The 21,678-nt window shown below is 44.4% G+C and carries 17 protein-coding genes; 15 read left to right on the forward strand and 2 right to left on the reverse strand.

The window, feature by feature from the left end; all coding sequences use genetic code 11:
* The first annotated feature begins 9 nt into the window (after positions 1–9).
* From dpdH to ACYQ03_RS06565, 6 genes are read left to right on the forward strand one after another with little or no spacing between them, the layout of a single operon-like run.
* The gene (dpdH, locus tag ACYQ03_RS06540) at positions 10–2,448 is read left to right on the forward strand and encodes a protein DpdH (protein WP_459908558.1); all 2,439 of its coding nucleotides are present in this window, start codon (positions 10–12) and stop codon (positions 2,446–2,448) included.
* A gap of 23 nt (positions 2,449–2,471) precedes the next feature.
* A complete protein-coding gene (locus ACYQ03_RS06545) occupies positions 2,472–3,071 on the forward strand; it encodes a hypothetical protein (RefSeq protein ID WP_459908560.1) in 600 nt (199 codons plus the stop codon).
* Entirely contained in the window at positions 3,068–3,772 is a 705-nt protein-coding gene (locus ACYQ03_RS06550; protein ID WP_459908562.1) for a hypothetical protein, read from the forward strand. Before ACYQ03_RS06545 ends, ACYQ03_RS06550 begins: the two co-directional genes overlap by 4 nt.
* 21 nt (positions 3,773–3,793) lie before the next feature.
* Positions 3,794–8,350, forward strand: coding sequence for a protein DpdJ (dpdJ, locus tag ACYQ03_RS06555; protein ID WP_459908564.1), 4,557 nt, complete (start codon positions 3,794–3,796; stop codon positions 8,348–8,350).
* Complete coding sequence (gene dpdK / locus ACYQ03_RS06560) at positions 8,347–8,874, forward strand: phospholipase D-like domain-containing protein DpdK (protein ID WP_459908565.1); 528 nt, start codon at positions 8,347–8,349, stop codon at positions 8,872–8,874. Before dpdJ ends, dpdK begins: the two co-directional genes overlap by 4 nt.
* A complete protein-coding gene (locus tag ACYQ03_RS06565; RefSeq protein WP_459908566.1) occupies positions 8,868–10,250 on the forward strand; it encodes a hypothetical protein in 1,383 nt (460 codons plus the stop codon). The genes dpdK and ACYQ03_RS06565 overlap by 7 nt, the downstream gene beginning before the upstream one ends.
* Here ACYQ03_RS06565 and ACYQ03_RS06570 read toward each other — a convergent pair.
* The gene (locus tag ACYQ03_RS06570) at positions 10,220–11,122 is read right to left on the reverse strand and encodes a tRNA guanosine transglycosylase family protein (RefSeq protein WP_459908567.1); all 903 of its coding nucleotides are present in this window, start codon (positions 11,120–11,122) and stop codon (positions 10,220–10,222) included. The two genes, ACYQ03_RS06565 and ACYQ03_RS06570, sit on opposite strands and share 31 nt — an antisense overlap.
* Before the next feature lie 92 nt (positions 11,123–11,214).
* Here ACYQ03_RS06570 and ACYQ03_RS06575 point away from each other — a divergent pair, with 92 nt between their 5' ends.
* The 4 genes from ACYQ03_RS06575 to ACYQ03_RS06590 all read left to right on the forward strand — a co-directional run bounded on the left by ACYQ03_RS06575 (position 11,215) and on the right by ACYQ03_RS06590 (position 16,481).
* A complete protein-coding gene (locus ACYQ03_RS06575; protein WP_459908569.1) occupies positions 11,215–11,994 on the forward strand; it encodes a hypothetical protein in 780 nt (259 codons plus the stop codon).
* Positions 11,969–15,511, forward strand: a complete 3,543-nt coding sequence (locus tag ACYQ03_RS06580) for a hypothetical protein (protein WP_459908570.1) — start codon at positions 11,969–11,971, stop codon at positions 15,509–15,511. The genes ACYQ03_RS06575 and ACYQ03_RS06580 overlap by 26 nt, the downstream gene beginning before the upstream one ends.
* Positions 15,512–15,631: 120 nt before the next feature.
* Positions 15,632–16,063 carry a helix-turn-helix domain-containing protein gene (locus ACYQ03_RS06585; RefSeq protein ID WP_459908572.1) on the forward strand — a complete coding sequence of 144 codons (432 nt, stop codon included), beginning with the start codon at positions 15,632–15,634 and terminating at the stop codon, positions 16,061–16,063.
* A 244-nt stretch (positions 16,064–16,307) separates the two neighbouring features.
* The gene (locus ACYQ03_RS06590) at positions 16,308–16,481 is read left to right on the forward strand and encodes a hypothetical protein (protein WP_459908574.1); all 174 of its coding nucleotides are present in this window, start codon (positions 16,308–16,310) and stop codon (positions 16,479–16,481) included.
* Between the two features lie 275 nt (positions 16,482–16,756).
* Here the strand turns inward: ACYQ03_RS06590 and ACYQ03_RS06595 are convergent, their stop codons facing one another.
* Positions 16,757–16,978: a hypothetical protein gene (locus tag ACYQ03_RS06595; RefSeq protein WP_459908576.1), complete on the reverse strand. Its 222-nt coding sequence runs from the start codon at positions 16,976–16,978 to the stop codon at positions 16,757–16,759.
* A gap of 56 nt (positions 16,979–17,034) precedes the next feature.
* Here ACYQ03_RS06595 and ACYQ03_RS06600 point away from each other — a divergent pair, with 56 nt between their 5' ends.
* The 5 genes from ACYQ03_RS06600 (at position 17,035) to ACYQ03_RS06620 (ending at position 20,513) form a co-directional block, all read left to right on the forward strand.
* Positions 17,035–17,352 (forward strand): SWIM zinc finger family protein, encoded by a 318-nt coding sequence (locus ACYQ03_RS06600; RefSeq protein ID WP_459908578.1) that lies wholly within the window; start codon positions 17,035–17,037, stop codon positions 17,350–17,352.
* 900 nt (positions 17,353–18,252) lie between these two features.
* On the forward strand, positions 18,253–18,594 hold the full coding sequence (locus ACYQ03_RS06605) for a hypothetical protein (RefSeq protein WP_459908580.1): 342 nt from the start codon (positions 18,253–18,255) through the stop codon (positions 18,592–18,594).
* The gene (locus ACYQ03_RS06610; protein ID WP_459908581.1) at positions 18,585–18,974 is read left to right on the forward strand and encodes a hypothetical protein; all 390 of its coding nucleotides are present in this window, start codon (positions 18,585–18,587) and stop codon (positions 18,972–18,974) included. Before ACYQ03_RS06605 ends, ACYQ03_RS06610 begins: the two co-directional genes overlap by 10 nt.
* 391 nt (positions 18,975–19,365) lie before the next feature.
* The gene (locus ACYQ03_RS06615) at positions 19,366–20,046 is read left to right on the forward strand and encodes a DUF3800 domain-containing protein (RefSeq protein WP_459908583.1); all 681 of its coding nucleotides are present in this window, start codon (positions 19,366–19,368) and stop codon (positions 20,044–20,046) included.
* A 5-nt stretch (positions 20,047–20,051) separates the two neighbouring features.
* Positions 20,052–20,513: a hypothetical protein gene (locus ACYQ03_RS06620; protein ID WP_459908585.1), complete on the forward strand. Its 462-nt coding sequence runs from the start codon at positions 20,052–20,054 to the stop codon at positions 20,511–20,513.
* Positions 20,514–21,678: the final 1,165 nt, after the last annotated feature.

Genomic DNA, 21,678 nt, shown 5'->3' on the forward strand with positions numbered 1-21,678 from the left:
TGAGGGTTGATGACATTTCAAAATGTTCGATGTTGGGATCCTGATTTGGTAGGCAAGGTCATGGATACGGAGGCACTCCAAATCTCCGATGCCATCTTTATGGCCACCCATCACCCAGCAAAAATGTATCGACAAGACCTAAGGTTAGCCGATTCCCATATTGCATACGATGAAAAGCAATTTTTGGTGGATTTCCTGGATGACAAAAAAGACTTTGTATTTACCGCTGTATTGGGTGGGTCTGGTACAGGTAAGTCCCATTTAATCCGGTGGTTGTCCCTGAGTATCCCCCGCAATGAAAAACGGCGGGTGCTTCTCATTCCTAAGGTAGGTACCAACCTGCGGGAAGTTATTCGTTTAATCCTGCAGGATATGGAAGGACCCCAGTTTGACCGCTACCGGGAACGCTTGGAGATGACTAACCAGTCTCTCTCCGAGAATGAAGCCCGGGAGGTATTGCTAAACCAACTAGCGGTAGCGGTTGGACCCAATGGACCCCATGCCTCCGATGAACTGAGCGATGCGGAAGGTTACCTTCAAGAGGAACTGCCCAACCTGCTTTACGATCCCTTCTTTCGGGGCCTGCTCTTGAAAAAGGGTGGTTTCATTGATCGTTTGACGACCCATATTTTGGGCCGCAGCGATCAGGTGGAGCGACTGGAAGAACGAAGGGAGTTCTCCCTAGAGGATTTACCCATCGATATTGTGAACCACGAAAAAGCCAGTGAAAAAGCCAGAGGCTTTTACGAATTTCTGATTTCCGATCCAGAATTCCAACCGGAAACCGTAGCTTGGCTCAATAAAAACTTAGATGCTGCCATTGGGCAGGTCTTAAATTTTAAGGGTGACGATCTGTTTAACCTATTGCTGGAAGTGCGGGAGGCCTTAGCGGAGCAGGACATTGAATTAGTGGTGCTGGTGGAGGACTTCGCAAAACTCCAGGGTATCGATCACCAATTGCTGGAGGCACTGCTGGTGAGACCCGACCAACCGGGTCGCAAGCGTCTCTGTGCCCTGCGCACTGCCCTGGCCGTAACAACCGGTTATTTTTACAGACTGGGGGATACGGTGCGCCAGCGCATCAATTTCCGGGTGAATCTGGATATTGCAGCGAATGAAAATGACGGTATGCTGACCCTCAGCGACTTGGTACAATTTGTGTCCCGCTACCTCAATGTTGTGCGACTAAAGAATAATAGTTTGGCTGATTGGTTCAGTGGTCGATCCCGTGGCGAGGGGATAACCCCTCCCAATGCCTGTGCTGAGTGCCCCCATATCGATCGTTGCCAAACGGGCTTTGGTGAAGTGGGGGGCGTGAGCATCTACCCCTTTACGGAAACAGCCATTCAAAAGATGTTTCTGAGGGTGAGTCCCGAGAAATTTAACCCCCGGTTACTACTGAATGATGTGTTACGCCTAACCTTGGAAAATTACGGGGATGCGCTGAGCAGGGGTCAATTCCCGCCACCAGCACTACTGGAACGTCTGGGTGGGTCCTACATGGAACCTTTACTCAAGAGTAAGGTAGAAAGATCGGATACAGTAAACCACGCCAGAAGGAAGGTTTTACTGGAACTTTGGACCAGAGGCAATGAACTGGTGGATGTACACCCGATTATTCACGAAGCCTTTAACCTACCACCCCTTGGAGGTACTATTCCTCCCGTAGGGGATCAAGGAAACGACATTAAACAAGGTAAACCGGAGCAAGAAGAAAAACGAAAGAAACAAGCGGAAAGCGTTCTTGCGAAAAATGAACCGGAGATACCAGGGGATCTAGCTCAGAAAATCGAAGAGCTAAAAAATTGGGCCAATGGTCAGAGTTTATTATCCCAAAAAATAACCCAAGAACTGCGGGAAATTGTGTATCAATCGGTAACTAATCACATTGATTGGGATGGGGAAATTCTATTAGGTGGTTTTTTTAAAGGAGATTCGAAACCGTTCCGGCGCACAAGTGTGAACTTTGTAAACCAATCCACCCAGTCTAAGAAAACTTCGATTGAATTGACTATTCCATTAGAAGAACAGAATCGAACTCAAGTTGCCATCGTTCTACAGGGTTTACTCTGCTTTGAGCATTTTGGTCATTGGAATTTTCCCAATGGGGATACCTATTTAATGGCTTATGCAAAGCATCTGGAACAGTGGAGCAAGTATGTTCTACGACAAGTGCAGCAAACCCTCACGGATAAAGGAGAATGGGATCCTGTTCCGGCGGTGGTAGAGTTATTGGCAGTGGGAACTGCGATGGCAGGACTTGCGCCACCTCATACACCATTGCCAAAGCAACTTAGTGAACTTTTTTTTAGAAGTTCCTGTGTGGATCTGACCAACCGGTCACCATCTTGGAGAAAGCTTTATGAAGAGTTTGAGAAACACCGGCAAGCCTTGCAAGAGATTTTAATCTCCAGGATTGGTTGTACTAAGGGGGGGGGAGTTCCGTAAAAATACTGGATGTTTCTCAGGTATTGCAACCCCTGAAGCAACTGGTAAAATTGCAGCGACCCAGTATCCCGGTGCCGGATGGATTAAAGAAGGAATATGAGGCCATCTATAAAATGAGAAACCAGGTAGATGCCTTACTCTTGAAAGCCATTGAGGATGAGAAAAGTCGAACTGAGACATGGTATCAGACCGTTGCGGCTTATATGGGCGATGCTTCCTATAAAGACATTGTGGAGGAGTTGAAAAGTGCCGTTACCAAGGCCAAAGAGGAAGGTGCCTTTCCTGGTCGGGATGCCAGCGAATTAGAATCGATTCTCCTTCGCTTTAAATGTGCCAGTGCTACCAAATGTATGCAACGGGTAGAAAATCTAGTGAATATGGATTCGGAAGGAAAGATACTCCCGTCGTTGGGTAACCTGGAACAGGGAACCATGCAGGAGATATCCAACCTATTGCTGCGGGCCAATCAATTTTTAGAGGACTGCCTAAAAAGGGTGAATCAAGATATCCAGGATTTACACAATAAGGGCGGAGATGATATTGTGCAAATCCAGCAAGCCATCGATGAGCATTTTACCAAACTTACTACACTGATGCTCCAGGGACAGGGGGGACAGGTATGATTCTCAGTAAAGCCCGCCAACTCAAGGACCGCTTGGAGGAAAAAAAGCAACTTCGGGATAGTATGAATCAGTTGCAGGGCTATAAGACCCGAAAACAACGCCTCGAGGAGTTTATCCAAAAGGTGGAGCCCCTGACCCAAACCAGTCAAGTTTTACGGCAGCAAGGAATAGGCACGCCGAAGGCAGATAATGCTAAAACAGTGGCTAAAATTATTGGGGAGATTCAAGGCAAATATAGGGAACAACACAGCTTTATCCACCAACCTAAATCCCTCGATCCACTGAAAGCGGGAATTGATTCCTTTGCAGCAAAATTGAATGCCCAGAATCAAACCATCTGGAATCAATACATGGAGAAGGTTGTCCCCATCACCAATCAAAATTTGCTGGATGTCCTCAATATGATTCCCACCTTTAAAGGTGCTGTACGAGATGTTCAGACATTATCCAGGGAAATAGGACAGTATAAAAACAATCCCCCTAAAACCCAACAGGATGTTGACAATTTTACCCAAAAGGTTGAAAAATTAAAGCTAATCTGGGGGCAACTGGGCAGTGAAGATATCCCCAATGAGGTATTAGTTTTCTTGCAATCGGCGGTGATCCAGGGAGCGTCCTTAGACCTGTTAACCGACTCGGTGCGGAATTGGCTCAATAAAAATGGCATTCAGTCCTTTTTCCGCATCAAATTATCCAGTTAACCAAGAGGGGGGTGAAGTCCGATGGATGAGATGAATACTTTGACGGCAACCTTTTTGGGGTCGCTGGAAGAAAAGGAATCTAAATTTCTCACTTGGGGTTTTATCAATGGGGGGTTTACAGAGGAAGAAATTTATGAAGAAGCGGAAGAAGTTCTGGAACGTGAGGAGGAAGATGAAGTAACCCCCGATGAACTGGTGGAGGAAATGCTGGATCGACGCCTGCTATTTATTTTAAACCTCAATGGTCGCAAGGTCTGGCGTACCCGGATGGCCGAAGCGGTGCGGTTGTTTGCCCGACTGCGGCAAATCTTTCCTGGCAGAAGGTGGGAGATTGCGCCCACCTTAGTTTCCGATTTCCGCTTTGCCCTGCGGGACCGTCGGTATCCCAAACGCCATATTCCCGCTGCAAAGGTGCTGACCCTTTTGGAGGAACATTTGGACCCCCTAGAAAAGGAAACTCTAAAAGCGTTACTCGATCGCGGCACCTTTCTGCTTTCCGATTTCCAAGTTCGGGCTACCCGCCGGATGCTGCTGGATTTAAAGCAAAATAAAAGTAGTGGGATGATTGTCTGTGCGGGTACTGGTACCGGTAAAACCCTATCATTTTATCTACCTGCCTTAACCCATGTAAGCACATTGGTGGAGAAAAATGTTTTCTGGACTAAAGCCCTTGCTATCTATCCCCGTAACGAACTTTTGAAGGACCAGTTCTCAGAAACATACCAAGAAGCCAAACGTATAGGGAAAAACCTGTTGCAGAGGATAGGCCGAAAGATCACAATTGGTGCATTCTTTGGTGATACCCCTAAGGGCCCTTATGAGTCTTATATCAAGGGTAAGTGGTCCTATGATCGTGCTGCAGGGGGGTATGTATGTCCGTACCTACGATGCCCGGACTGCGAGGGGAACCTAGTGTGGCAGCAGTCTGATATTGCCAAGAAGGTGGAGCGATTGAGTTGTAGTTCCGCCGATTGTGACTGTGTCATTGAAGACGATGAGTTGCTACTGACCCGTGATCGGATGGCCTACACACCGCCGGATTTTCTTTTTACTACCACGGAAATGTTAAATCGCCAGCTCACCAACGAGATTTACCGCCATGTATTTGGGGTCCAAGCCCGAAAAAGTCCCCATCTCATGTTGCTGGACGAAGTGCATACCTATTCCGGGGTAAGCGGTGCCCAAGTAGCAAATTTGCTGCGCCGCTGGAAGCATGCGGTGCAGTCAGAGGTGCATTTTACAGGCCTTTCGGCTACGCTACAGGATGCGGGGGAATTTTTTAGCGAACTGGTAGGACTTCCGGTAAACCAAGTGGAGGAAATTTCCCCCGGTGGAAACTTGATTTCGGAGGGAAAAGAGTATCACCTAATATTACGGGGCGACCCGGTATCTGCCACCAGTCTTTTATCCACCACCATTCAGGCCTCCATGTTGCTTGGACGAATTTTAGATACCCGAAACAATCCAGTATCCAAAGGGCAATATGGACAGCGAACTTTTATCTTTACCGACGATTTGGACGTAACCAACCGGATGTTTCATAACCTGTTGGACGCAGAGGGGCTAAACAGTCAGGGCAGGCCATCCCGAGGGAAACGACCCCTAGCACTGATTCGGGCCACGTCCGAGAGAGATAACGCCCAGCGCTTGCTGGATGGCCAATCTTGGTATCTCTGTGAGGAAATTGGTCACTATCTGGATCAACCTCGACGAATCGGGCGAACCAGTTCCCAGGATACCGGCGTAGATGCGGGTTCAGATCTAGTGGTTGCCACCGCCTCCCTGGAAGTGGGTTTCAATGACCCGAAGGTGGGGGCAGTGCTACAGCACAAGGCGCCCAGAGATATGGCATCCTATCTCCAACGAAAGGGCCGTGCGGGACGCCCCAGGGGTATGCGCCCCTGGATGGTGGTAGTTCTGTCGGACTATGGTCGGGACCGCCTGGCCTACCAAGGGTATGAATCTTTATTTGACCCGGTGCTAGAAAAACGGGTGCTGCCAGTGGATAACCGATATGTGTTGCGCATGCAGACAGTATATGCCTTTATGGAGTGGGTTGCTCTTCAAATGCCCCCAACCTTGCGAGAGGGTAGTGTTTGGGTGGATTTTAGCTGCCCGCCGGAGCAATATTACTCCCACAACGAAAAGCGTCAAAATAATATGAGAGTACGCCAGCATTATGAGGCAGACCTCATTGAAGAAGTGTTACGGGATCCGGAGAAACGGCAAGCCTTAGAAAAGCATCTAAAGGAATCTTTAGATATAAGTGAGGAAGACTTGCAAGCAGTTTTGTGGTCTCCCCCCAGAGCATTAATGACGGCGGTACTACCCACCTTGCTTAGGCGGTTGCAGGCTAACTGGAAAAGTATGATTGGAAACGAGAAGTCCGAATATTTTGATCCAATGACCCCACTGCCAGAATTTGTACCGGCCAACCTTTTCAGTGATTTATATTTGCCAGAGGTTACTATTACCACCCCACCAGTTCGTAACGGTGACGAGCCTGAACATCATAAAATGGGAATTATTCAAGCCATGAGTACATTTGCGCCCGGTCGAGTGACTCGAAGGTTTGGGGTGTCACGGGGTTACCTCTGTCATTGGGTTGCTCCCCCGAATTTAGCGGTGGACGAGCAAACCATTCCTTTAGAGGAGTTTTGCACCGGGTACGAGGAAATTGGTACCTTCCAGTATGAACAGGAAGGTACGGTGAAAAAAATTGGCTGCATGCGTCCCTGGGAATTTAGTCCTGCTCAACCCCCAAAACAGGTGCTGCCCACATCCAACGCCATGTTGCTCTGGCGTAGCCAGATTCTACCCGCTGAAACTGAAAGGGGACTTGAAGTCGATTTACCACATGCTTCCCCCTGGTTAAAGATTATCCAGCAAGTACGGTTTTTTTTGCACAATAAGCAGTCCGCCGTACAGATACGGCGCTTTGCCTTAGGTTCCGAAGCTAATCTACGATTGGAACGGGGGAAGGAGCAAAAAACAAAGGTTTATTTCTGCAGGGAGAATGAGGCGGTGGGGATCGGCTTTACTCAGGCAGTGGACGGTGTAGCTTTCTCCTTTCGGATTCCAGAGGAGTTTAGCATCTCGGAGGAAGACCCCAACAAGAACAAGATTAGAGCCTTTCGTGTGGCCTATTTTCGGCACCGGGTGACGGTGGATCAGCGGTTGGATCATCTGGTCAACGGTTTTCAGCGAGATTGGCTATGCCAAGTTTACCTATCTATTTTGGTGACCCGGGCGATGTTGGACGAGTCCACTCTGGCTGAAGCTTACCAAGCTATTCAAAAGAAAAACTTAGCTCAAGAGATGCAAGAAGTCTTGGATGTGATCTTCCAAACCATCGAGATAGAAGAACCCAACGAAACTGCGGAAGAAGACTCCAGCACCGAAGTTCATCGCCAGAAGGTTCACCAAGTGCTCTTGGAGTTTTCCCAAGACCCCACGGTGACCCAGGTATTGCATGAATTGGCACCATTGCTTTGGCAATCACCAGACGAGGAGTGGCATCATTGGGCCATCTCTCGCTTTAAGACTACGCTTGGCGGAGCATTATTACAGGCTTGCCTAGAGCTGTCTCCCCAAAGTCATGATGGGGATCTCTACTTGGACATTGATCCTGGGCCCAGACCAACAGGTGTTGGTAATCCCGAGGACTTAGAAGAAATTTGGATTACCGAGACCACCTCCGGTGGTGGCGGTGTCATTGAAGAGATTTTCCGTCGCTATTCCGATGACCCACGCCGGTTTTTCCGTTTGGTGGAAAGTGTTTTAGGGCCCTCGGATTTTGAATTGGTGGATTCTGAATTAACTCGTTTACTCAACCTGACCCAAAGAGATTCGGAAATCACAAACCTATTGGCAAGTATCCGCAGTGTACAGGGATACAGGGATCTCCAAGGTCTGTACCGTCAATTTCAGGATCTGCTGATGAAGCGAGGCATACTGGTAACTCACCCGGTAATCAGTGCCATCAATAATCGGGTTTTAAGGCCGGGAAGTTCCGCTGGTAGTGATCGGTTGCTGCAGCGGATTGTCCGTGTTCTTCACACCGAAGAGGAGCGGTTGGGTATCGAAATCGATAACCGGGCCTTTGCCTATGTCTTTAGCCGGAAATATAGCGACCCCACCATGTTTAACCAGGCATTGTCTCACATTGGTGCCGCCCAGTGTGCCGATCCCCATTGGCGCTTTTTAGTGGTCTATGGACTGCTCTGGCCCAGGGGGAATACAGTTCGTGCCCGTACCCTCCAAAGCTATAACCCCTTTGCCCGAATGCCAGACTGTGATCGTGAACTGGTGCTAGACGCCTTGCATGCCGAAGACGTGGTGGTGCCACTGGGGAATCCATCTTGGCGCCAGAGGGTTGCAGAAGTTCTTTCGCAGCATGGTGTGGTGCGTCTCTATGCCGAGAGTCACCAAGTGGAGTTCTTGAAAAAAGTAATGCAGGAGTTGGTGGTGGACCCTGTGGATGTGGGTTTTCTTCACCTGTATCCAAGGGTAGAGGGATTACAACGTGATGCGTCTGGCTATTTTGTAACCCTTGATTTACGGGAGGCCGTGCAATGAGTATAAAAAGAGGAAGGTACATTCACTCGCGAAACAGTTGTCGACAAATTCCTGATCTGCTCCAGATGATTTTTATGTCCGAATTGTTGTGTCCCAGTAGGTGCCTCTGGATTGTATCCCCCTGGATCTCGGATATCCATATCATTGATAATTCGGCCAACCAGTTTATTACATTAGAGCCCAACTGGTCCCGCAAAAAGATCCGCTTTGCGGAGGTTTTGGCAAAACTACTTAGTCAAGGAGCAACCGTTCATGTGGCTACTCGGGAGGATCAGAAGAACCACCACTTTATCAATGCACTGTTGAATTTGGCACCGGAGCATAATCAACCTTATATTCACACGGCAGCCAATCTCCATGAAAAAGGAATTTTGGGGGATTATTACTACCTCAATGGATCGATGAACTTCACTTTCTATGGCATTTCCATTAATCAGGAAGCCATCTACTATGATACCAATACAGAAGTGGTGGCGGAAAATCGCATGATATTGTCCAATCGCTGGGGGGCAGAACGATGCTAACCGATGCAAAACCGGAACAGGTGGATTTTCTCCAGAAATTTTTTGGTTCTGGGAATCAGATTTTGTTGGATGATGTCCTCAATTCCAGTGGTGCAGGGCATATTCGACCTTGGGTTCAGCTACTACTAAAAGGGGTTCCAACAGTGTTGCCCCGCAGAATGGATCGACAAACTATGCTTTGGTACGGTATCTGTTTCACCCAGAGGCAATTAAAAAAATTGGGTGATGATCTAATGGCTTTTGTCGGCCCTACCTATGCCAATTTTAAGGGTAGTAGGGACTGCCTAGATCCTAAGGATCCGCTGGATCAGGCTGTGCAGCAATTTACCCGGGGTGCAGTCTATAAGTTTACTGGGGACACAGGAGAGATTTGGAAAAAACTAGAGATGATGCGAGGGGTATGGGAACAATGCCCCACCTTAGTGACTCGCGAGAAGCGCCCGTTGGGGCGTGTACTGCGGGATTTTTACGTGACGTTGCGGACGGGTTCGCGTGTTCAGGCGGAGGGGTATCTGGAAGAATTAAGGAATTACCATACGCTGGAGATTTTTAACGTAACGTTTCTTAAAGTGCAGATGCTGGCTGAATTTAGGGAATGGCACGAAATATTGAGTCTTCATAATTTACCAGAGTTACTACAGATTCGACGTCCCCTTGCGGTTACGAAATCCCTAATCTACGCTATTTATCACAAGGATTTAGCAGTTTTTGAGCAAAGGGGTCTGCCCCAGGAAGCATTGGAGCATTTCCGTGGGCATGTGCACCCGTCTTACGGCGGCAACCTTTTTAATGTCCATTCAGGGATGAGAGATGCTGAAGTTCTGAAATGTTTCATGATGAAGGCGGTTTCTGAAGAGCGCCCAGAGCAGCGGGACGAAATTTTAACTCTAGCAGAGGTCTTGCCTCCAGCGGATAAACGCTACTTAAAGAGTTTGGCCCAACTTCTGTCCGGTCAGGCTGAGACAGTACTCAGTGATCCATTGCTTAGGGCGGAAACTGCCAGTGAGCAAGGGGATTTTGACTTAGCTTTTTCTTGTGCTCGACAAGCCCAGTCCTCCAAACGCCGTTGCCAAATACTGCTTCGGTGTGCCTACGAGTTACAATCCCTTGATTCTGAAAAGGAAGTCATTAAGGCTTTTTATGTTTTATCTCCGGAAGAGCAGAAACAGTTACTATCAACCCGCTTGGTCCGCACCCTTTGGGAAGACCTCATCTATTCTCGTATGCTCGACTTGCTAGTAAATAACAAACAGTATGAAGAGGAAGATTTTAGTATTTTCCAAGATTTACTGCCTACTTTAGAAACCTTGGGTGTCAATATTAGTAGATTTGAGGAACTCCGACATTACGGATTGGAGCGGTGGAAGGATACATAGACCTCCTCCAATTCCTTTCTCAAATGATAAAAGTTATGTACCGCTCGCATATTGTTATACCTCTTTTCCCCAGCCTTTAGAATTAGGTTGGGGTCTTTTTTGCATATGGGACAATCACAGAGAATGGGTGCCTCTAGGAGAGGAAGACTTTTATTGACCCGGGCACTAATCTTAAAATAGCGGAAGGGTAGGCTGTATATAACACAATTATTAATAGCAATTCTCATAGCCCTCGAGGAATCAATGGATTGAATGCCCATTTCCATCAATTTGCTGCCTACCTCAAGACCTGATATGCCAAAGACATGAATATCTGGTCCGGTTACGCTAGTAACCCAGCGTACCCGATCCAAAATTATTTCCATTTTAAAAAGTGGTGCTAAAGAACCGATACCCAACATGTCAAAACCCATCCTGTTCATTTCACGGGCGCAAAATGTTAGAGTGTCGTAACTATTTCCCTGGATTACCCCCAGGGATTTATAGTTTGAGGGTAACCCGGAAGACTTAAAAAGATGCATGAACTCGTAGGCATTTGCTAGAGTGGTTTCAATTCTTCGGTATACATCCACGGTGTTTGTAACAGAGGGTGGTATTGGGTTATCTAGATGGCATAATAAAGTTGGTACACTGGATCCGCGGGAAATATTAAGCTGAAGGTTAAAAACCTTAGATTGGTTCATTTTCAATGATGGGTTTGATAAAAGAGTAAAAGCACCACTATCTATGATTAACTTACGAGGTGGAGTTGAAAATTTCTTTACGTTCCAGGACTGAGCTACATGGGGAAGACTGACAAGGATATTGCAATCTGGCAAATAGTCTTGATAAACGGGGTCACTGTCAGTCCAACACATAAAAAAGTCTAACAATTCTTTAATCCCTCTTTTCAACTAACTGATATGTGTTATAATAAATTATAACATATGGTTGTAAAAAAATACAACAAGGGGAGGTGTAAAAATTGCTCTTTAAGACCATCTATGGCCCGGAATTACAATCCATTTATGAGTTTATCTACATAAATGGCCCAGTTGAGAAGGATACCTTATACGGTTCTTATTTGCCAATCATTGAGGGGGAAATGGGTCCTCGTGCAAATCTAGATGATGCCATCACATTCCTAGTATCTTCAGGACTAATTAACCGGAATAATTTGGGTAAGTATGAGGCAGTTGGGTCTCCTGTTGGAAACTTTAAGGTACATTTACTTCGCAACTTAAGAAATATTCAGGTGGGTAGTCAAACTACTTCTCACCCAATGGATCCCTGGTATTTAGAACTTGTGGAGAGAATATTTATCTTGCCAAATAGATTGGTGGGATTTAAGCTTCATCAAACAGCCAATTCAATAGATGCTCCAGAGGTTTTTAGTGAAGAAAAGATTAATGCGTGGCGTAGAGTGATAGAATACCTTGGACTAGGGGGGAGAATTGCTTCTGGCTTTATGTGTTGTTATAAGCCCGAACTTATCTCGGAAATTATTGATATGTGGGATGAAGATGAGGGACCCGTGCAGTTACTGCTTGAGGAGCATCTTAGTAAGTATTTACCCTGGCAGAACGAAGGTGGGGATATTTCACAATCTTTAATAATACCATTACTTATTTTAGCGAAGGAAGGCCTGATCAGTCTTGAGCAAAAGCAGGACTTGCCTTACAAGAGTTATTTAGGGGATATGTCTATCAAATGGATACGGAAGGGGGAAGGGTTAAAAAATGCTCCCATGTATCAAAGAAAGTAATTTAGGTATATTTTCTGCAACGGCTGATCAGAGATTTCTTTTAGGTGAAGAACTCTTCCTCAGAACACATTTTCCTGTGGAAATGAAAAGGTTTAGACCAGATGGACAGGTTACAACCTGGTCTGAGGAGGCACTTTTCCGTGAAATTATGTCAGATTCAAGGGTGAGTGTGGGGAATAGGACATATGTATTGTATGGTGCGGCGGGTTCCGGTAAGTCTGAAATGATTCGTTGGTTGGAGTACCATGCGGGAAAGACCAATCGCCGTCCTTATATGATAAGAATATCAAGAACAGAGCTAGATCCCATTCGAATTCTCCACAAGATATTAGCAAAATTTAAGGGAATTGACCTGGATATTACGGTTTATCATCAGTGGGAGGATTTAAGAAAGAAACCTGTGACTTTGGCTAACCATCTTGTTTGGGCTTCTTTGGGTAAAATGTTACCCAGTGACAGTGAGATAATTCCCCTAAGCTATCAATTACGTCCACTCATTGAGCATAACCTTCATCTTAATTTTTCGGGAATAGATAATCCTAGTGAGTTTCAAGAGAGAAGTGCTGAACTAATCTCCCTAGAGGAATTGGAAGATTTAGTACGTCAATGTGCAATTCCTTTGGACATCAACTGTGAGCAACTAAGATATCTGATGGCTCGGGAATTAGAACAGTCTATTTTAGGTGGATATAATTTTGTAGATACTCTTAGATCAATTAGCCAGGAACTGATGGCTAAAACAGGGATCCGCCCCCTCCTATTTATTGATGATTTAGTCCAGTCCATGAACTTATACTCCACCGATCTCCTTGATTTTTTTATTACAATGGAGGAAGGAAACTGGGATACTGTGCTAGGTCTAACCCCTGCTTCTTTTGAAACCAGCAAAAGAGGCCGGGAGATATTAAGTAGAATAACAAACCTTGATACCTTTGACGACCGTTTAATTAAACTTTGGTTAACCGATGAGCAAGGACAATCCTCTTTTTTCATTTCCCCGGAAAACTGTCACATCTTTGCTGAAAAGTACATTTCAGAAATCAAAAGAATGGGTGGGTTTGTTTGTGAAAGATGCTCCCTAGTAAGCAATTGCATTGAGCTTCAGATGGGCATGTCAAACAAAGCTAATCTCTCACCATTTAACCAGGCATTTTTAAAAAGAATTTATAAGTCTCTTCCTAGAGGTAAAGGTAAAGCAAGATATTTTATTTTGACGATGGGTGAAATTTTACAAAAGTTGGCACTAGGCGACATTGCAGGTGCCCTGGAGGGTTATATCCAGCGTGAAATTTCAGTTGACCACTCTAATAGCACAGTTAGGCTAATTGGTGAGGCCTATGCCCCGGATAGTGTAAAGGATGATGGGGTTATCAGTATGAGTGGGAGTGCACTAAGTATATTCTTTGGAGATGAGGATGGTCAGGCAAAATGTTTTACTGCATCTATTTCTAATCTCTCTTCACTAAGGTCTCAAGTTACCCAGATTAATGGTGATCTAGAGGGAGCAGTTACAGAACTTAATACCGGTAAGGCAGCCATTAGGGATTGGCTTGAGGGGCGAGAGGTTAATAAAGAATTATTAAAGGGGATAAGGCTTGGTATTGCCCATATTTGTAGGGAATTAAGTCAACCATGCAACATTATATCGCCCAATACCGCAAGATTGTCGCCGATATTAAAATGGGATGAGTCCATTGAGGGAAGTAAAATCCCTATATCTTTTGAGGGAATAGATAATTTCGATGGTGTAAAGGTTCCTAGAACATTAGGTCACACAGCTTATTCTCTTAATTACATTCACCTTAAGCGGGGACAAAGTAAGGAACTATTACTTGCGGACGTTCTTCAAACATCTGAGCAATTACATTTTATACTAAATGATGCCAAAAAACTTAAGCATAAGCTAAACTCAAAACTTGAGAATGAGATAGGGCTACCTATAAGTGATTTATCCTATTTGTTGTTTATGGTTTTGATGGAGTTGGGTCAAGGTGGGCCTGAAATTCCTGCATCCATCGCTAAGGATTATCAGGGACAGGCTATTAATTACCCAGAGGATTTAACAAGTAAGCAAATTTTGCTGCCCGAAGAAATGTGCTTAGATATAAGAAACTTATTTAAAGACTGGTTTCTTTTAAGAGAGAGTATTTATGACGCCATTAAACTGGCGGAGATGAAGAAGACATATAAGGATATCGACCCCATATTGACAATTTTTAGAATCGATCCATCTAAAATTAGTCACCAGTATAAAATAGGTGAACTGGAGCTTAATTTATTTATTAGTAATGTGCAGTCGATATTAAATGATCTTGTTAGGACTCTCAGGGAAGAGATGCCTCTAAAAGAGAAAGAAAGAGTAAGTCAACTTATCGATTTGCTTAAGGTTCTTAAACACCCCACTGAACATATGGAAATGGTTAGTGTTCTTTCATCAATTGCTGAGGATATTGATAGACCAAGACCAGATCTTCCAGATTGGCAGGAGTGTTCGAAGTTACAGTACAAGGTTAATCGAGGACTTAAACCCTACCTGGGTAAAAAAGAGCTAAGAGTGGAAGGACCTATCGATATGCATAGGTTTCTTAAGATGATCGGACAACTTGAATTAGACCTAAACTTTAAGAGACTTAAAGAAGTGTGTATGTTCTTAGAGGATGCTCATTTGCTGTTTAAGGATGCACAGATGAAGTTGCAGAAGGAGGCAGAACTTCTGGGCCTTACTGGTCACCTAATTAGAAATACAGAATGGAAAAGGCAAGTATCCCTTATTAACCCAAAGGATGGGGACAAGATCAAGAACAATTTGGACTATGCTTTATCGCTTTCTGAAACCGCATCAAGATATGGTATGTGTAAAAGGTATTTACAGGTTTTGGCTCGAGTATCACCTTATATAAATTACCAACTATATGAGGAATGTTCGGATGTATTGAAAAAGTTGGATATTTTGCTGGAAAATTTGCGAGAAATGCCATATCTATTGCAAGATATTTCTGTTACTAGAGGAAGATGTGAAGAGTATTGTAAGGCCTTGGATAGTATTCTTTTTCTAAAAAATTATGACACCCTAAATGGAATATCCGTTTCCAAAATAGAGAAGATGTACAATGAATTAACCTCTGATCTTCTAAAGATGCTTGTGACAATTGCCAGTAAGTGGTCTACCTATATTAAGAAGGTATCTCAAATAGCCTGGTCCCTAAATGCCAAGGTTGATAGGAGTAAGGAACAAGATTTAATTTATCATTTAGCTAGAATAGAACAATACAAGCTTTCTCCGGCGATTGCTAAAGGACTTCTAGAGATAGCTGAACCTCTCTTGATATTCTGTTCGTCCATTATGGGTAATTTGCAAAGCAGTGGAATTGGAGAGCAGAAGGTTCTAAATATTCTTCTACAACCAGTTCCAAAGGAGTTATTAATTATAGATCCTAGACTAAAAGATATTTTGGATTTTATTAAGAAGCACCCGGAACTAAATGATTTAGTTAAGGTTAAGATTTACTTGTCGTAGATGTTAGTAGAGTGCATAATCTATATGTACCTAAATTCCTTAAATCGCATGATGTATTTTTTATGCTAATGTTGTGCTATTATATAGGTTAACAGGAAAAAATATGGTTTGAGGGATGCTATGGAAGACGATCAAATTCTTCAATTGCTTGCCACTAGAATAAGAGAAAAAAGGCTGGAACTTGGTCTCACTCAGGAAGAATTAGCTAATAGACTTGATAAAAGTAAAGCTGATATAAGTAATCTTGAGAATGCCAAGATGGCCAATCCTACGATTAGGAGCATCTCTGCCGTTGCTAGGGCTTTGGGATTGGAATTATGGGAACTGTTGAAACCTGAGAATGATGATATACATGACTACCCTGAAGCTCTAGAGGATCTTTTATCTGCTTTCAGGGAAAAGAATATAAAAATTAGGGAAGAAGAAATAAAAGTTCTAGAAAAAGTTAGAATTAAAGGGAAAATTCCAGAGGTAAAGGAAGTATATCTATTGTTTTGGCTTCTTCAGAGAGGGTTATCAAAGACGGAGATTGAGCGTATATATGATATTTAGTCACGAAGATGAGACTGCCGACAGCAAAATTTTTTGTTGGCAGTCTTTTTTACATAATAAAGTAATAATTCGGGATATAGTTGAATCAGAATAAACTTGATAGGGAGAGGATAAGGTTGTTAAGAACAGAAGGACTAAATCTGGAGAAAATTTATATTCAAGGACATAAAGGAATACCAACCAATGAAGAACAGTTAAGAACAAGTGTAAAGAGCTCAAGGAAATTGAATTTCCTAAAGATCTAGTGGAACAAGTACATGCTCTAATGGACAAATGCGATGAGCACTATAGTGAGAATCTGTATTTTGGTGCCTTTCGTTATTTAAATAGTGCTTCCCAGTTAATTGATAAATTAGAGGACAAAGACTTAAGGGAAAATGCCAGAGGAAAAGGCCGACATGGTGACTGTCTAGCCTAGAGTCGGCAGATGCCGGCAGCCAAAGTAGCCGCCAATGATGTCGCCGGTAGCCTCCGCAGGTCATGTGCATGTCGCCCCGCTACTAGGCCCATCTTCTGTAAGCCTTTGGGGTCGGCCTACTAGCGGGCCTGCCTTCGCGGGTCAGGCCTCCGGCAAAAGCGAGATAAGAAGCGATTCTTTTGGGTCCGCTCCTGCCTCCGGCCTGCCGGGGTCATCCTTTGGGGTCTGGGCCGCGAACTGCCCTTGTAGGCAGATCGCTTGCCGGGCTTCGCGGGTCATTCAACCCCAGCCCCCCAACCCCCCGCCCCAATCTTGGGGTCGGGGGGCTTTGCGCCTTCGTCCGTCATCCCCCCCTCCAGTGTCTTTCCATTGAAAGCCGTGGGTCGGCGGCAACCAAAATCCCGCATGGCATCAAGGGCCGCTAGAAAAATTTTTTGCTCCAGTGGGGTACAGCCTTTGAGGTCGCAAAAAATTTTTCTAGCTTTCGCTTTGCTCACCCTTGACCCCAGCGGGACCGCCCGGTGCTGGTAGAAAAAACGGGAGGTTGTTAGGTATGTTGAGAAGGCTGTTAGGTAAGGTTGATGCAGGTAGGTTTGGCCGCGCCCTGGCTGGGTTGCAGGTTGGTTGGAAGTTTGAGGTTGGTTATCGCATCTTCACTAAATCAGGCGTGCAGATTGGTGGGCAGGTTAGTTACGGCGGCAAGCAGTACGCCGTGCATATCGAAGGCAGAAAGAGCTACTGCAGCTGCAAGGACTACATGAGCCGCAAGGTGCCCTGCAAGCACATCGCCTTTGTGGCCATGGCAGAGCTGGCACACTACGCTGCTGAGCGCAGCGCACACCGCCAGGTGCAGGAGGTTCGCAGCCTTTAAGGGCTGTGGACTTCTGGCCCTTTTTTTGGTCGTCCTGAGGGCTGCTGTCCCTGCGTGGTTAATGGATGCTATTGGTACCAACTGCCCTCTGATGGGTCTGGCTTTGTGGGTCAGGCAGTTGATACCAATAGCCTCTGATTTAAGCAAAACACTGCATGTCGACCAGATACCTTGGCAGCCGTTATTGGTCATTTCTATGGGGTTTGGCTGCCAAGGTAACTGGCTGACTTATGGGTCCTGTGCATGCGATCCTACGAGGGTCCTGGTCACCTTCGGCAGAGTGCCGTATTTGGGGTAGTCCTTTGGGGTTCGGCACCCTGCCTCTCCCCGGGGTCTTGGCCTTAGTGCCAGCCGATGTAGCGTTTTTGGGGGTCGGCACAAAGGCTCTCTGGGGTCAGCAGACACCAGTAGCGGGGTATGGTTGGGGTTAGTTAATGCAAACGTTAACCACCCCCGATCCCGGTGGCTGCCAGCTTACGGGTCTTGTGCATGATGAGCGTTGCAGGTTTTGTGCATGTCGGCACACTACTAGGCCTTACTTTTGGGCATATTTTAGGTCGGGCCTAATAGTGTGCCTTGCTTTGAGGTCTTGGCCTCCGCAATCACACAACGCTCCCGCTGCGTTCCGCTCGTTCCGCTGGGCCAGTGGCCCGCCAAGCAAGTTGATCTATGGGGTCCGGTCCACAAACCCCACTCCACTCCCTGCACTCCGCTCCCGCTTATGCGTGACTGCTCCGGCCTACTTGGGTCTGGCTCTGCGGTTCATCGGCCGCAAAACCATCCCTTTTTTATTGTAACAATACATTAAACACGGCCTTTCTATTATTGAGGTACAGACGGCGTTTCTCCCACTATCCCAGGCTAAAAGAATATTGCCGGGTAATGTAGGGGGGTGGGACATTGAACCAGAGACAAAGAGGTTATTACCGAGTTAATGCCTTGCTTCGAGCATTGGTAGAATACAGGGCATTAGATACAGAGCAAATCAGGACCTTGTTCTTTAATGGTATAGCATATGGTAGACGGAAAGCACAGGAGCGGCTTTTAAAACTCCACCAAAGGAAGCGACTGCAACGGGAAAAGGTTGACTGTGTTTATACCTACTACCCTGATCGTCAGCCGGGGCTAATTAAACACCTGCTTGCACTTAACTGGGTTAGGATATGGCTTACCATGACCTGCAAGTCGTGGGAGAGGGAGGAAAGTTTTATTTATGAGGAGGTTATGGACTTATGCAAATAATTGCTTGGTATGCTTCTCCTAATGGTAAAGTTGTTGGAAAGGCTAGACAGCTAATACGTTTTGCTGGTGGTGCCTTTATCTCTATAGGTATTCAACTAGCGGCATTTAAGGAAGCCATGCCGGTGGCTACGGCTGCAACGTCATTGACGCAGGTTGTTGGTAGTACCTTCTCACCAGGCGGCCCAGGTGCGGCCATAATTCAGCTCATGCTAGTGGCTCTGGTGGGATGGCTTGCAGGTTACATTGCCCAGGCAGTGGGTAAAGGGCAGGTGGCCAGCATGATACACATTACCACAGTGTTAGGTTGCGTTACGGTGGTTGCTTCGGTTGCTTGGAAGGCCATTGAGTGGGTAGCCAAGGCAGCGGGAATGACATTGTAAAAGGAAGTAAAAGGGTGTTGATTAAAGCAGCATCCTTTATTTTTTAGCATATTTAACTTGGCTTACAGTTAGGTGAATTAAGATTTGAAGTGGGTTAGCTTCCTCAAATTTGGGGAAACGAAAATATGCATATAAGATAAATCATACGCCAACCCCGCTTAATCCATACGTTAACCCGTACGCTATCCCATACGCTTGGAAAGCACAGACGCATGAATTGACTTGTCCTTTGCTTAGAATTGAAGGATTTCTGCCGAGAGTAGAAGTTGCAGTGGCTAGAGCGCAGCGAAGTATAGATGTTTTGTACAGTAGAAAACTATCATTAATCATTGAAATAATGTAAATACCAGTGTAGAATTGATTTGAATTATAGCAATAAAGGGTGATTTTAATGATAGAGGTTTATTGTGATGAAAGCCGTCCTGAAACCCTTTTTAGTGATAACACAAGAGATAAATATATGATAATTGGTGGGATTTGGTTACCATATACGATCAGAAGTGATGTGAAAGATGAAATCAAAAGGCTTAAACAAAAACACAAATTAAATGGAGAGATTAAATGGAAAAATGTTTCCTTAAATAAACTTGATTTTTATACAGAATTAATAGATATGTTTTTTGACGAAAAGTCACTTAGATTTAGATGTATTGTAGTCGATAGTGAGTTAGTAGATCTTGATACTTATCATGGATCTGACGGTGAGTTAGGTTTTTACAAGTTTTACTACCAATTATTGAAGCATTGGGTTGATGAAAGGGAAGATTATTGGATCTATCTAGATCATAAAAAAAACAAAAACCCCGATAGACTTAAAATGTTAAGAAGATATCTGGATGGTTATGCAGCAGGTAGAATAAATGATGTACAAGCAATTAACTCCAAAGAATCGCTATTGATTCAGCTTGCAGATGTTCTAACTGGAGCAGTCGGTTATCGTTTTCATGAGCTTAACACTAGTGAAGCGAAATTACATCTTATAGACAGAATCGAAAACAACTTAGGGCATCGGATATATAAAACCGCTAAGTCTGTACGTAAGTTTAACGTTTTTAAAATTGAATTAAGGTGATTGTTATGTATGCTCCTCTTATTGAATTAGCTAACGAGGAAGAATATCGGCAGTATTATAAAGAAAAGTACTGCAGGGAAGGTGTTTTTACTCATGACGGACTATTGGTACGTTTTAGACCAGACCAGTTTGGTCATGCGTTTTTCGTAAGTCAGGATCGCAGAATTTCAGATAAAAGCATCTTTTCTAAAGATAGGGCACTACGGATTGGTTGGATAAAAAAAGCATTGGCAGATCCTAGTCTTATTATGTACGCTGGGTGGGATTCAAAGAAAAAACGATACGACCATACAAGAAGAGTTTGCTTAGTAACACCAGACAGTTATGTAATCGTACTGAGATTGGCATCGGATAAGGTAGCGATTTTCGTAACAGCATACATAATAGATGACCCGGTAGTAGAGGATAAAATAAAAAGTGGTCCTTTGTGGAATAAAGTCGACAAAAATGGTCAAAAATATGCATAAGTACACCTTTCGACAAAATAGGGAAATTGACAGAGATATATAATGTGTTACAATGTAATTGTCCTTTACTTATAGTTTGGGATCTACAAAGGTTTCGGTCCGCTGAACCCACTAATCAGCGGCCATACATGAAACTAAAACCTTCCGTACTAGGAAGGTTTTTTGTTTCTCTTAACCCACCACTCGGTGGGTTCTCTATTTCCCAAAAGGCATAACCCCTAGCCGGGACACTAGAGGTTATACTGCACAGCCCTTTTATATTTTCCCCTTCAGTAGTACCAACAATTTCAAGATTTTTATACTGTATTGACGCTTATAAATATATTATCATTTAAATGTATTTTAAAAGAAGGAAAGCCCACAGTTCAGTATTATTAATAGGTTTTGTGGGTTTTCCTTCTGTTTATTTTATTATTTTTTAACTTTTATTATTTTACTAAAATGCCCGGAGTGGGATGGTTAGTAAATAACTAACCAACATGTCCATCCGGGCATTTTGGAACTACTTAGTTTTATATCTTTTAATTGTCAATGAAAGCGTTATTCCGTTTCTGCTCTTAAAAATCTTAAATTCAATTTTCATCCGGCATCCTCCTCACTTTCAAAAAAGGAAGAAATAACCGGATGGACAAACCACATAACTTATTATTACACAAATTTAGAAACTTCGTTAGACAAAATTTGACAACATCTTTACCTTGCCCACCGTACATCTGTTTGTTAAACTTTAACCAATCAAATGTGCTGGAGTGGTTTTGCATTGTAAAAGATAAAGAGATAATCAACGCAATCATAGTGGGGGATGGAGCAAGGAGAAGGTATGTTCTGCTGATATTTGTCCTCCTTGATTTTTATTTTTGATTTTACAATAACATTAGCAAAACATATTAGCAACCTGCAATAGTGAGGTTAGTTTATGTCCATGAAGTGCCTTTTTGCAGAGTGTGTCCCCAAATTGTCCCCATTACGCTGCTATTACGCAAGCCATAGAAATAAAGTAACCCTGCAAGCCTTATGCTTACAGGGTTTTAATGGCGTCCCAGAAGGGATTCGAACCCCTGACCTACGGATTAGAAGTCCAAGATTTTGGTCGATGAGCTGCGAGCCCTTGAAATTACTGGATTACTCCTTTGTTAACTCTGTCAGTTGTAACGGAACACAATTT

The sequence above is a fragment of the Desulfotomaculum defluvii genome (genome assembly GCF_054657375.1).